The organism is Nocardia lijiangensis NBRC 108240, from assembly GCF_001613045.1.
In the GTDB taxonomy this organism is placed as follows: domain Bacteria; phylum Actinomycetota; class Actinomycetes; order Mycobacteriales; family Mycobacteriaceae; genus Nocardia; species Nocardia lijiangensis.
Genome location: NZ_BDBP01000079.1, coordinates 35,758 through 48,370 on the forward strand (window position 1 = coordinate 35,758; position 12,613 = coordinate 48,370).

Consider the following 12,613-nt stretch of genomic DNA (forward strand, 5'->3'; position numbering starts at 1 on the left):
CCGCGCGGTGCTACGGATTTTCGCAACCCACTACGGTGGGGCGCATGACCGCCGCCGTCACCAGCACCCCGAAGCCGACCGCGTTGATCACCGGAGCCAGCCGCGGGCTCGGCGCGGCCATCGCCCGCGAACTCGCGCCGGGATACGACCTGCTGCTCGGCGCGCGCTCCGAGGACGCGCTGCGCGACATCCTCGCCGAGCTGCCGGAGGCGACGCCGTGGCCGGTGGAGCTCACCGATTACGACGCCGTCGCCGAGGCGGTGTCCGCGGTGCCGCGGCTGGACGTGCTCGTGCACAACGCCGGGGTGGCCGATCTCGGCACCATCGCGGAATCTTCGGTGGCGCAGTGGCGAAACACGTTGGAGGCCAACCTCATCGCCGTCGCCGAGCTGACCAGATTGTTGCTGCCCGCGTTGCGCGCGTCGAACGGCCATGTGGTGCTGATCAATTCGGGCGCGGGTCTGCGGGCCAACGCGGGCTGGGCCACCTATGCGGCCAGCAAGTTCGGGTTGCGTGCCTTCGCCGACGCGCTGCGGCTCGAGGAGCCCGCGTTGCGCGTGACCTCCATCCACCCCGGGCGCATCGATACCGACATGCAGCGGGAGATCACTGCCAACGAAGGCCGCGAGTACCGACCGGAGGAGTTCCTCACGGCCGAGACGGTCGCGACCGCGGTGCGACATGCCGTGGAGACCCCGCTCGACGCGCATCCGACCGAGATCGTGCTGCGGCCCATCGCCCGCTGAACCCGACCGAAGGTGACATCCGGCCCGCCCGACGGGCTCGAGGTCACCTTCGGTCGATTCCTCGCCCGCGCCATGTATTCCGACCGAAGGTGACATTCGGCCGGTCTGCCGGGCTCGGGGTCACCTTCGGTCGGAGGTATGGGTCGGGAGATCAGGCGACGATGTTGACCAAGCGCCCCGGCACCACGATCAGCTTGCGCGGCGCGGCGCCGTTCAGCAGCGCCGCGATCTTCTCGTCGGCGAGCGCGGCCGCCTCGATGGCCGCGGAGTCGGCGTCGGCGGGGACCTGAATCCGGCTGCGCACCTTGCCGTTCACCTGGATCGGGTACTCCACCGTGTCCTCGACGAGCAGCGCGGGATCGGCCACCGGGAACGGGCCGTGCGCCAGGGAAACGCTGTGGCCCAGCCGTTCCCACAGCTCCTCGGCCACATGCGGGGAGAGCGGCGCCAGCATCAGCACCAGCGGCTCCACCACCGAGCGCGGAGCGCCGTCGGGGTAGTTCTTGGTCAGGTGGTTGGTCAGCTCGATGAGCTTCGCGCCCGCCGTGTTGTCGCGCAGCGCGGCGAAATCCTCGTCGACGCCCGCGATCGTCTTGTGCGTCAGGCGCAGCGTCTCGTCCGACGGCGCGTCCTCGGTGACGCGCAGCGTGCCCGTCTCCTCGTCCACCACCAGGCGCCAGACCCGCTGCAGGAACCGGTGCGCGCCGACGACGTCCTTGGTCGCCCACGGCCGCGAGGTGTCCAGCGGACCCATCGACATCTCGTAGAAACGGAAGGTGTCGGCGCCGTACAGATCGCACATCTCATCCGGAGAGATGGCGTTCTTCAACGACTTTCCGATCTTGCCGTACTCCTGGAACACCTCGAGCTCGACGCCGGTCGCATCGCTCCAGAAGAACTTGCCTGCGCGATCGACGATTTCGGCGGCGGGCACGTACGCGCCGCGCTCGTCGGTGTAGGCGTGCGCCTGGATGTAGCCCTGGTTGAACAGTCGCCGGTACGGCTCGCTGCTGCTCACATCACCCAGGTCGAACAGCACCTTCTGCCAGAAGCGCGCGTACAGCAGGTGCAGCACCGCGTGCTCGACGCCGCCGATGTACAGGTCGACGCCGCCCGGATCGTTCGGACCGTGCTCCGCGGTGCGCGGGCCGAGCCAGTACTGCTCGTTCTCCTTGGCGCAGAACGCATCTGTATTGGTCGGATCGGCATAGCGCAGCTGATACCAGGAACTGCCCGCCCAGTTCGGCATGACGTTGGTGTCGCGCCGGTACTTCTTCGGCCCGTCGCCCAGATCCAGCTCGACGTGCACCCAGTCGGTGGCCTTGGCCAGCGGCGGGGACGGCTCGGAGTTCGCGTCGTCCGGATCGAAGGTCACCGGTGCGAAGTCGTCCAGCTCGGGCAGTTGCACGGGCAGCATGGATTCCGGCAGCGCGTGCGGTGCGCCCTGCTCGTCGTAGACGATCGGGAACGGCTCGCCCCAGTAGCGCTGGCGGGCGAACAGCCAGTCGCGCAGCTTGTACTGGATGGTGCCGGTGCCGTGCCCGTCGGCCTCCAGCCTGCCGATGACGGTGGCCTTGGCCTCCTCGACCGAAAGACCGTTCAGGTAATCGGAATTCACCAATTCGCCCTCGCCGGCGTGGGCGCCGTTGGCGACATCGCCGCCGGAGATGACCTCGATGATCGGCAGGCCGAAGGCGGTGGCGAACTCGTGGTCGCGGTGATCGTGGCCGGGCACCGCCATGATCGCGCCGGTGCCGTAGCCGATCAGCACGTAGTCGGCGATGAAGATCGGAATCCGCTGTCCGTTCACCGGATTGGTGGCGTAGGAGCCGAGGAAGACACCGGTCTTCTCCTTGTACTCCTGGCGCTCCAGATCCGACTTGGCCGCGATGGCCTTGCGGTAGGCGGCGACGGCGTCGGCGGGCGTGGCCGCGCCCTCGTTGGTCCAGCGGGGATCGGTGCCCTCCGGCCACTGCGCCGCGGCCAGCCGGTCGACCAGCTCGTGCTCGGGGGCCAGCACCATGTACGTCGCGCCGAAGAGGGTGTCGGGGCGGGTGGTGAACACCTCGACCTGGCCCGCGTCGGAATCGAACTTCACCTGGGCGCCGCGGGAACGGCCGATCCAGTTGCGCTGCATGGCCTTCACGTTCTCCGGCCAGTCCAGCGAGTCCAGGTCGTCGACCAGCCGGTCCGAGTAGGCGGTGATGCGCATCATCCACTGCCACAGGCGCTTACGGAAGACCGGGAAGTTGCCGCGCTCGCTGCGGCCGTCGGCGGTGACCTCCTCGTTGGACAGCACGGTGCCGAGGCCGGGGCACCAGTTGACCACCGAATCGGTCTGGTACACCAGGCGATACGAGTCGATCACCGCGGCGCGCTCGGCGGCGGACATGGCCGCCCAGTCCTTGCCGTCGGGCGCGGGCCGTGCGCCGGAGGCGAACTGGTCCTCCAGGTCGGCGATGGGGCGGGCGCGACCGGTCTCCAGGTCGTACCAGGCGTTGTAGATGCGCAGGAAGATCCACTGCGTCCAGCGGTAGTACTCCGGGTCGGTGGTCGCGAACGAGCGGCGCCGGTCGTGGCCGAGGCCGAGCCGGTCCAGCTGGCGCTGCATGGTGGCGATGTTGGACTCGGTGGTGTCGCGCGGGTGCGCGCCGGTCTGCACCGCGTACTGCTCGGCGGGCAGGCCGAAGGCGTCGTAGCCCAGCGCGTGCAGCACGTTGCGGCCGTGCATGCGGTGGTAGCGCGCGAACACATCGGTCGCGATGTAGCCGAGCGGATGGCCGACGTGCAGGCCCGCGCCCGACGGGTACGGGAACATGTCCTGGACGAACAGCTTGTCGGCGGGGATGTCCCCGGCGAGCGGGCCGGTCGGGTTCGGCGCGTGGAAGGTTCCACGCTCCACCCAGTTCTGCTGCCACCGGCGCTCGATGCGGCCGGCGAGGTCAGCGTTGTACCGGTGCTGGGGTACATCGCTTTCGGTTGCACGACTGTCCTGCACGGTCCTGCCTTCTTGTTTCTCGCCGATCCTGGACAAACTTCGTATTACAGGGTAGAACGTCCGGTCCGAGGTACCGAAAATCGGGCTGCGCGCCCATGCGCTAGCCTGCATAGGTGTTCGTCGTCGCTCTCGTCCTGTTCGTGCTGGCCGCCGTGGCCATCGCAACCGGCGTGCTCGGACTGACCGGCAGGCTCCCGCGCAACCGCTTCGTCGGTGTGCACACCGAGGCCGCCCTCACCTCCGAAGAGACCTTCCGCATCGCGAACCGCGTCGCCGCCCCCACCTCGGTCGCGGCGGGCGCGCTGCTCTTCGCCGGTGGTCTGGTCGCCTACGCCGCGGGCGGTGTGGTCGCCCTGATCGTCGCGGGCGGCGCCGCCGTCATCGCCCTGTTCACCCTGGGTGCGGGCGCGAACGCGGCGGGCGAGGCCATCGCGGGCTTGGTGCCCGCGAAAGACGTGGGCGGCTGCGGCCAGTCCTGCGGCGCGTGCTCCCTGCGCGACGCTTGCCAGCCCGCGAACTGACCCTCCCGACGCCGCGCGAGGCGTACCCTGAGCTGCACCGGCGGGTCATCCGCCTCGGGAGGGTTCCATGTATTTCATTCTGGCGATAATCGCCGCCGCCCTCGGCGCTGCCCTCCTCGACGACGGCCTGGCGCCCGGCGTGTTCTTCGCCCTCGCCGCAGCCTTCGTTGTGATGGGGATCATTCAGGTCAAACGCAATGCCGCCCGCCCCGGCGCGCGCTGGTGGGCAGGCGGCAGCGGCGGCTCCGATGACGGCGGCGGCTCCGACAGCGGCTGCGGCGGTGGTGGTTGCGGCGGTGGTGGCGGAGGCGATTGACCGCGCCGCCTGCCGCGGGGAACCGCTCTTTCTCTCCCGTCGATTCGGAGTCAGTCGGCGCCAGGGGGTGGGGTGATGTGGCGGGAGAGTGGGCTGCCCTTTGGGTTGAGGTAGAGGACGAAGAGGGTGACAAGGGTGGTGCCGAGGTTGCGGGCGACGTGTGGGTACTCCGGGCCGCTCGGCTCGCGGAACACGCGCCCGCGCCGGTAGGTGACGGGAGCGCCGGCGGCGCCGGGGTGGTCGAGTGTGCCGCGAGCGACCAAGACCAGGAGCGTGCCGTCGTGGTAGTGCCAGCCGCTGGTGCCGCCCGGGTCGATCACCGTCTGCCGCAACAGCAGGTCGCGCCCACCGAGACTCAGCCGTGCCAGCACCCGGCTCGCGGTCCCCGATGCGGGTGAGGCATTGGCAACGAGACCGGGTAGACGTGGGATCCTCACCACCCCATCGAACCATCCGCCCGGGAGGCTTTGCCGGTGCTCCGTTCGCTGCCACGAAACCTTATTCGGGGGGCGGGACCGAACGGCCGAGCCGTTGGAACAAGGGGGGACGGGCGGGCGTTCGCTCAGCGCAACCCCGCCACCGCCGCCAGCACCGCGCGTCCCGCTTCCCGATCGCCGACGGCGATGCGGGCGCTGCCGTCCGGATACGCCTTCGCCGCGATCTGCGCCCGCCGCAACGCCGTCGCCACCCCTGGCCCGGGGAGGTACAGGAAGTTGGCGTGGCTGCGCGGGACGGCGTGGCCGCAGGCGAGTAGCGCGTTGCGCAATGATTCGCGTTCCTCCGTGATGTGCCGGATCCTTGCCGCGAGTTCGGGCTGGGCCGCGTAGGACGCGGACACGGCGGCGACGGCGGTGGCGGAGACGCCGAAGGGAAGTTGCAGCCGATGCACCCGCTCGATGAGCTCGCGCCGCCCGTACGCGTACCCGATGCGCAGGCCCGCCAGTCCGTACGCCTTCGAGAAGGTGCGCAGCACGAGAAGATTCGAGTGCTTGCGCAGCAGCGCGAGGGTGTCCACCCGGTCCTCGGGGCCGAGGAATTCGGCATACGCCTCGTCGAGGATCACCGTCACCCGGTTCGGCACGGCGTTCAGGAACGACTTCAGCTCGTCCGCGGGCACGACGGCTCCGGTCGGATTGTGCGGACGGCACACGACGACCACCGCCGTCCGCTTGTCGATGGCCCGCCGCGTCGCGGCCAGATCCTGATTGCCCGCGGCGTCCAAGGGCACCGGAACGAGAGTCATCCCGATCATCTCCGCGATGATCGGATACCCGTCGAAGGTCGGCATGCCGGCGACGATCTCCGCACCGTCGCCGACCGCTTGCATGATCTGCATGGCCACCCCCGTCGCGCCGGAGCCGACCACCACTTGGTCGCCATGCACGCCGACGCGCCGCGCGATGATCTCGGGCAGCTCCCGCGGCAGGAACTCCGGATACCGATTCGCCTGCACCAGCGCCTGATTCACGGCGCGGAGCACGGAAGGCAGTGGCGGGAACGGGTTCTCGCTCAACGAGAGATCGAACCGCGTCGGCGGTCGGGTCTGCCGGCGGTGGTGTCGCGAGGAGCGGGTGTCCTCGGTGAACCCGATGGTCATGCCGCCGCACCCCAGCGCACCGCCGCGGCCGCGGCGAAATCACCGGCGTGCGCGAACGCCGACATCAGTACCACCGACCCGTTGCGCAGCCGACCGGCCCGGTTCTCCACATCCAACGTGACGGGAATGCCTGCGGCGAACAGGTTTCCGCACCGATCGAAGGTGTCCGGGTGCCGCTCGGCGGGCAGTTCGAGGGCATCGTGCCAGTTACGCAGGAACAGCCGGTTCGGCTGATTGGTGACGAAAGTGTCGATGTCGCGGCCCTTCACGCCGATCCGGTCGCACACCGCAAGCGCCACTTCGGGCACCAGCCGGTTGCCGCGCGCGAACACCTTGGTGACCTTGGATTCGGTGAAGCTGACGCAGGCCTGACCCGCACCCGGCTCCCAGTACTTGCGCTCGCCGTTGGTCGAGAAGTCCATGTCACCAGCGAATTCCGGGTAGGTACGGCATTCGATGTCGAGCACCGGCGCGCTGTCGTCCTTGACCAGCAGACCGACGCCGCATCCGTCACCGGGCACGGGCGCCTGCGCCAGTTTGCGGATCTCGGTCTGGGTGAACACCGGGCCCGCGGAATTCTGGGCGACCGCGATGAGCGCGGTGCGAGCGTCGGTGGTCTGCAAGATCATTCGAGCCAGCGCCATCATGTGCACGAAGGCCGCGCAGCCGCCGTTGTGGATGTCGTAGACGACGCGCGGCCGGATGCCGAGCCGCCTGGCGACCTCGGGACCGCTGCCGAGCACCGGATTGTCCGGCAGCTGGGTGTGCGTGATCAGCACATCGATGTTCGAAAACAGTTGTGTCCCATGGCGTTGCCGCAGCGGCTCGACGGCGCGCTCGATCATGTCGACGGCGGTTTCGTCCCTGCCCACATGATGTCGACCGCGCGGGGAGCGGAACATCACGTTCTTGGCCATCCGGTCCGAGCGGGCGAACTGGGTGAAATATTCGGTGTCGACGGGCTCGCCGGGCAGGTAGGAGGCCACATCGACGAGGCTGACGGTCGGGAGCCTCGCGGCGTCCGGGTCGGTTGCGAACATCGGCATCCTCACTTCATCCAGTCGGGTTTGATCGGCAGCCCGTGCGCCGCCCGGTATTCGCAGATCGCCTTGAGGTTGTCCAGCTCCAGCTGGTGACCGGCGGAGAACATCTCCCAGAAGTCGCCGACCCAGACCGGCCGCCCGGCGGGCGCGGTCTCGGGGTAGGGGTTCTCGTCGTAGAACGGGTGACGGCAATTCGTCCACAGCACGACCGAACCCGGCTTGTGCAGCACCACCTGCGCGTCGACCACCCGCATCAGGTAGACCATCCACAGGTGTTCACCCTGATCCCAGGCGCAGTGGTAGTCGACGGTCATCGCGTCCGGATTCGCCACCGTGCGGGTGAATATCCGGGTCGAGTCGCCGAGCCGGTCGTAGGCGAGCCACAGGCCCTGCTCGTCGGTTTCGGTGAATCCGCGCAGGCTGTAGGTCCATTCCTCCAGCGATCTGGTGTCGGCCAGATAGTCGTACACCTCGCGCGGCGGTGCGGCGACATAACCCTGGACCGGGCAGAAATCGCCGAAGATCTGGTCGTGCGGGTACACCGACCGCAGCATGTCCATGATGATCGGGGTGGTCGCGTCCTTGTCGGAGTTCTCGATCCGTAGCACGCCGGGTACGACGTCTTCCGGAATGTCGCTGAGCGCGGGCAGGGCACTGGTCGTCACGGGGTCCTCCTGGAGTTCGCGAGTGTGTCGAGGAACGGGATGAACGGGGGGATCTCGTCGGGGTCGCAGTCGATCGCGAGGAACGACGGCCCGGCTGTCTCGAAGCAGCGGCCGAGCGCCTCGGCGAGTTCGGCCGGGGTGCGCACGGTGTAGGCGGGCAGGTCGGGGAACATGGCGGCGATGCCTTCGCCGAGGAACGCGGGCCGGAATCGGTTGAAGCTGTAGCGGTCTCGGTAGTAGAGCTGTTCGCGGGTGACGCACATGGCGTGCGCGTTGTTGTTCAGTACGACGAAGGTGATCGGCAGCCGGTGTTCGACGGCGGTGTGCACTTCCATGCCGTGCATGTAGAACGCGCCGTCGCCCGCGATCACCACGGTGCGACCCGGCCTGCGGCGGGCGAACGCGGCGCCGATGCCCGCGCCGAAGGCGTAACCCATCCCGCCCATGCCGAGGGCGACGACGAAGCGCCCGCCGCGCGGCACCCTGAGGTGATGCACCGCCGCGGCGCCGGTATTGCCCGCGTCGGCGAAGACGTCGGTACCGTCGGGCAGTGCCGCGCCGATGGTCTCGACGAGTTCCCGATAGCGCAGCCCGGGGCCGCTCGCGGCGGGCACCTGGAGCGGCGTCAGCGCGCCGGCCTCCGGTTCGGTGTGCGATGTGCTTGCCGGGTCGGTGAATTCGTCGGTCAGCTCGCCGAGGGTGATCGAGAGATCGGTGCTCGTCGCGTGGATCGAGGGCACGAACGGCGGCGCGACGCCGATGCTGGCCACGGTGAGATCGGTGAGCAGATCGTCGAGTCCGGTGCGTCCGGTGATCGGCAGTTGGGTGCCGATCACCAGGCAGAGCGCCGCCGATCGGAGGTCGGCGGCGAGTTCCGGATGACCCATACTGCCCGCGACGCCGCAGAATCCGGGATCGAAGTTGTCGTAGGCGTCCTTGGCGTCCGGGGTGACGCCGACGGCGGCATCCAGAGCCGTTGCGAGACCTGCCAATTCGGCCCGCGCGTCGTCGCGTGCGATTTGATCACCCGCGATGATCACGATCTTTCCTGTGCTGCGCGCCGCGGCCAGCGCGGCGCGCACCGCGGCGAGTCCGCTCGCATCGCGAGAGTGTGAGCGCGGCGGCAACCGGAACGGCGGGACCGCGTCGAGTCCGGACTGCTGCACATCCTTGGGTAGCAGCAGGACCGCGGGCCCACCGTTTCGTGCGGCGGTGGCTGCCCTGACCACACTGTCCGGCAGTTGGGCCGCCGTCTCCACGCGGGCGCAGTACCGGCTGATGGAGCCGAACAGGCGGACCGCGTCGATCGAGCCCGCGCGCCCGCTGGAGTCCTGGAAAGCCCCTCGGCCCTCCAGCGCCGTCGGCGGCTGACCGACGAGCGCCAGCACCGGCACCCGAGACGCATACGATTCGGCAAGTCCGGCAACGAGATTCATCGCCCCGCCGCCGGAGGTCGCCGCGACGACACCGAGTCCGCCGGTGACCCGCGCGTAGCCGTCGGCCATGGTGGCCGCGGAGAATTCGTGTTTGGCCACCACACCGGTGATCTCGGAGTCGAACAGTGCGTCGTAGAGGTCTTCGATATTGGCGCCGTCGACGCCGAAGATATGTCGCACACCGAGTGTCGAAACCGCCCGAACCAGATAATCCACGACCCTGCTCGGCATGGACGCTCCCTTCCGCGAAGGTCGGCCGATCGCGTGTGCGCCGGCCGACCGCATTACCTCGTTCACGAGGAATACGACGCAGCCCGGTAGGCGGTTCAACGGCATGCAAAGAACCCGTCCCGGCGAGAGGGTTGCGTGTACGTATACATCTACGTATAGTGGGTTCATGCCCAACAAGACCATCTACGTAGCCGACGACGATCTACAGCTCTTCCAGCGTGCACAGGAGCTGGTCGGTGGCAATCTGTCCGGCGCGGTGACCACGGCGCTGCGCCGCTTCATCGAGTTGGAGGAGGGGCGCCAGGAAGGGTACGAGGAACTGGTCCTCCGGGTCGGCCACAACGGTGCCCGGCAGGTGCGGTTCTCCGGGAGCCTGCTCGGTGAATGGCGCGACGTCGGCGACAAGCGCATGGAGCACCTGCGGGTGTATCGGACCCGCAAGGGCAAGTACGCGCTGCACGCGCAGTACTCGAACTGGTCCGAGTTCCCCACCGACACCAATCCTTTCAAGGACTGGCGGCGCTTCCTCGGTGTCGGTGCGCAGGACTGGGGTGATTTCGTCCTGGAGATCGCCGACTCGCTCGCCGAACTGAAGGACAAGATGCCCGCCAAGTTCTACGAGCGCGTCGCCGACATCGCCAACCATCCGCAGATCGAGGATCTCGACATCTAAGAGCCGCCGGGCCGGAGCGAAGCCGGAGGTAAGTACAGCTCGCGCGTAAAGCGCACCGAGACAACCGAACAGCACGTTCGAAAGCAACACCGCACCGCCATTGGGCGGCGGTGCGGGTGAAGTATGCATTTATTCGCATTCAGTAATGAATTTTCACGAAAGGACCACCATGATCAACGGTCACCGCGCGCCGGCGATCTCGGCGCTCGGCCTGCGCAAGGTGTTCGGCGAGCACGTGGTGCTCGACGGCATCGACCTCACCGTGCCGGAAGGAACCATCTTCTCGCTGCTCGGGCCGAACGGCGCGGGCAAGACCACGACCGTGCAGATCCTCACCACCCTCATCGGCGCCGACGCGGGCGAAATCCGCGTCGGCGGACACGATCTCGCCGCCGATCCCAACGCGGTGCGGTCGGCGATCGGGGTGACCGGGCAGTTCTCGGCGGTCGATGAGCTCCTCACCGGCCGGGAGAACCTGATGCTCATGGCCGACCTGCATCACCTGCCGCGCAAGGAAGGCAAACGCCTGGCCGAGGATCTGCTCGCCCGCTTCGACCTGGTCGAGGCCGCCGACAAGACGGCCTCGACCTACTCCGGCGGCATGACGCGCCGTCTCGATCTGGCGATGACGCTGGTCGGCGACCCGCGCATCATCTTCCTCGACGAGCCGACCACGGGTCTCGACCCGCGCAGCAGGCGCTCCATGTGGGAGATCATCAGGGCACTCGTCAACGACTACAGCGTGACCGTCTTCCTCACCACCCAGTACCTGGAGGAGGCCGACCAGCTCGCCGACCGGATCGCCGTGCTGGACGGCGGGCGCATCGTCGCGGAGGGCACCGCCGCCGAGCTGAAGAAGCTGGTGCCGGGCGGGCACATCCGCCTCGAATTCGCCACGCCCACCGCACTGTCCGCCGCGGCGCTGGTCCTCGGTGAGACCGCCCGCGTGCTCGACGACGTCGCCGACGACGAGCTGACTCTCGCCGTGCCCAGCGACGGCGGCGTGAAATCGCTGCGCTCCGTGCTCGATCGGCTCGACGACGCGCGCATCGAGGTCGAAGGCCTCTCCGTGCACACCCCCAACCTGGACGACGTGTTCCTCACCCTCACCGGACACCCCACCGCCGAGAAGGAGACCGTGCGATGAGCACCCCCTCGTATGCGCTTGCCGATTCGGTGACCATGCTGCGCCGAAACCTGCTGCACGCCAAGCGTTATCCCGCCATGACCTTCAGTGTGGTGGTCATGCCGGTGATCCTCATGCTGGTGTTCACCTTCGTGTTCGGCGGCGCGCTGGAGATGTCCTCCGGCGGCAACTACATCGATTACCTGGCCCCGGGCATGATGATGGTGCTCCCGGCCTATCTGACGGTCTCGGTGGCGGTCTCCATCACCACCGACACCACCAAGGGCATCGTGAATCGCTTTCGCACCATGGCGATCTCGCAGCCCTCGGTGCTGGCCGGGCATGTCGTCGGCGCGCTGATCCAGGCGCTGCTCGGCATCGCGATCATGGTCGCGGTGGCGCTGCTGATCGGGTTCCGCCCGAACGCCAACCCGGTGGAATGGCTCGCCGTGTTCGGTCTCATCGGGCTCGTGATGTTCTCGCTGTCCTGGGTGGGGGTGGCGATCGGTCTGATCGCGCCCACTCCGGAGAGTGCGAGCAACATGCCGTTCCCCCTGGTGATGCTCCCGTTCCTGGGCAGCGGTCTGGTCGCCACCGATACCATGCCGGTCGTGATGCGCCAGTTCGCCGAGTACCAGCCGTTCACCCCGATCACCGAGACCCTGCGCGGTCTGCTGATGGGCACCGAGATCGGCAGCAACGGCATCATCTCCATCGCCTGGTGCGCGGGTATCGGCCTGGTCGGCTACGTGTGGTCGATGTCGCGGTTCCGCAAGCAGGTCGGCTGATCACGCTGCGCCGCAGACGAATTCCCCCGCCGAACGGTATCGGCGGGGGAATTCGTTCGTGTCTATCCGATGTTCCGCCTACACCGTTCCGGTCAGGACGACCTTGTTGGTGGCGGACGACTTGATCTCCACCTTCTGGACCTGGTCCGGCGGCATGTCGATGGTGCGGTCGACCGTCAGCACGGTGCCGGGTCCGGCGGGCCACTCGTCCAGCTCGTGCTGACTGCCGTCGGTCCCGGTCACCATCAGCGTGTACTTATAGGTGTACTGCAGGTCGCTCGGCCCGTAGGTGCAGTTCATCACGATGCGGGCGCGATCGCCATCGGCCATCAGCTTGAAGTCGGCCGAGATCGGCGTCGGCTCGAGCGGGCTCATCGACCGCTCCGCGATGACCTGCTCGACCGCCGGCGGCTCTGTGCCGGGCGTCGTGTCGATCACCGGGACGGCGATGGCCACGGCCGCGGCCGCAGCGG

General features: G+C 68.3%; 12 protein-coding genes and 1 pseudogene. 6 read left to right on the forward strand and 7 right to left on the reverse strand.

Annotated elements, in window-relative coordinates; all coding sequences use genetic code 11:
* Positions 1 to 44 precede the first annotated feature (44 nt).
* Positions 45 to 746, forward strand: a complete 702-nt coding sequence (locus tag NL1_RS26915) for an SDR family oxidoreductase (protein WP_067844913.1) — start codon at positions 45 to 47, stop codon at positions 744 to 746.
* A 151-nt stretch (positions 747 to 897) separates the two neighbouring features.
* Here NL1_RS26915 and leuS read toward each other — a convergent pair whose 3' ends face one another.
* Entirely contained in the window at positions 898 to 3,744 is a 2,847-nt protein-coding gene (gene leuS / locus NL1_RS26920; protein WP_067844935.1) for a leucine--tRNA ligase, read from the reverse strand.
* Positions 3,745 to 3,857: 113 nt separating this feature from the next.
* Between leuS and NL1_RS26925 the strand changes: the two genes are divergently transcribed.
* Entirely contained in the window at positions 3,858 to 4,265 is a 408-nt protein-coding gene (locus tag NL1_RS26925; protein WP_067844915.1) for an SdpI family protein, read from the forward strand.
* Positions 4,266 to 4,332: 67 nt separating this feature from the next.
* Complete coding sequence (locus NL1_RS38260; RefSeq protein WP_067844917.1) at positions 4,333 to 4,581, forward strand: hypothetical protein; 249 nt, start codon at positions 4,333 to 4,335, stop codon at positions 4,579 to 4,581.
* Positions 4,582 to 4,631: 50 nt separating this feature from the next.
* Here the strand turns inward: NL1_RS38260 and NL1_RS26935 are convergent, their stop codons facing one another.
* From NL1_RS26935 to NL1_RS26955, 5 genes are all read right to left on the reverse strand, one after another.
* Positions 4,632 to 5,018, reverse strand: a complete 387-nt coding sequence (locus NL1_RS26935; RefSeq protein WP_156095067.1) for a cupin domain-containing protein — start codon at positions 5,016 to 5,018, stop codon at positions 4,632 to 4,634.
* A gap of 125 nt (positions 5,019 to 5,143) precedes the next feature.
* Positions 5,144 to 6,178, reverse strand: coding sequence for an aminotransferase class I/II-fold pyridoxal phosphate-dependent enzyme (locus NL1_RS26940; RefSeq protein WP_067844920.1), 1,035 nt, complete (start codon positions 6,176 to 6,178; stop codon positions 5,144 to 5,146).
* Positions 6,175 to 7,218: a 3-oxoacyl-ACP synthase III family protein gene (locus tag NL1_RS26945; RefSeq protein WP_067844939.1), complete on the reverse strand. Its 1,044-nt coding sequence runs from the start codon at positions 7,216 to 7,218 to the stop codon at positions 6,175 to 6,177. The genes NL1_RS26940 and NL1_RS26945 overlap by 4 nt, the downstream gene beginning before the upstream one ends.
* 8 nt (positions 7,219 to 7,226) lie before the next feature.
* The gene (locus NL1_RS26950) at positions 7,227 to 7,886 is read right to left on the reverse strand and encodes a DUF8713 domain-containing protein (protein WP_067844921.1); all 660 of its coding nucleotides are present in this window, start codon (positions 7,884 to 7,886) and stop codon (positions 7,227 to 7,229) included.
* Positions 7,883 to 9,553 carry a thiamine pyrophosphate-binding protein gene (locus tag NL1_RS26955; RefSeq protein ID WP_067844922.1) on the reverse strand — a complete coding sequence of 557 codons (1,671 nt, stop codon included), beginning with the start codon at positions 9,551 to 9,553 and terminating at the stop codon, positions 7,883 to 7,885. Before NL1_RS26955 ends, NL1_RS26950 begins: the two co-directional genes overlap by 4 nt.
* A gap of 166 nt (positions 9,554 to 9,719) precedes the next feature.
* On the opposite strand from NL1_RS26955, the gene NL1_RS26960 reads away from it, so the two are divergent.
* From NL1_RS26960 to NL1_RS26970, 3 genes are all read left to right on the forward strand, one after another.
* Positions 9,720 to 10,226 (forward strand): EXLDI protein, encoded by a 507-nt coding sequence (locus NL1_RS26960; protein ID WP_067844925.1) that lies wholly within the window; start codon positions 9,720 to 9,722, stop codon positions 10,224 to 10,226.
* Between the two features lie 145 nt (positions 10,227 to 10,371).
* The gene (locus tag NL1_RS26965; RefSeq protein ID WP_245673548.1) at positions 10,372 to 11,373 is read left to right on the forward strand and encodes an ATP-binding cassette domain-containing protein; all 1,002 of its coding nucleotides are present in this window, start codon (positions 10,372 to 10,374) and stop codon (positions 11,371 to 11,373) included.
* The gene (locus NL1_RS26970) at positions 11,370 to 12,140 is read left to right on the forward strand and encodes an ABC transporter permease (protein ID WP_067844927.1); all 771 of its coding nucleotides are present in this window, start codon (positions 11,370 to 11,372) and stop codon (positions 12,138 to 12,140) included. Before NL1_RS26965 ends, NL1_RS26970 begins: the two co-directional genes overlap by 4 nt.
* 78 nt (positions 12,141 to 12,218) lie before the next feature.
* Here the strand turns inward: NL1_RS26970 and NL1_RS38265 are convergent.
* Positions 12,219 to 12,613 (reverse strand): annotated as a pseudogene (locus tag NL1_RS38265) (zf-HC2 domain-containing protein); the annotation flags it as partial.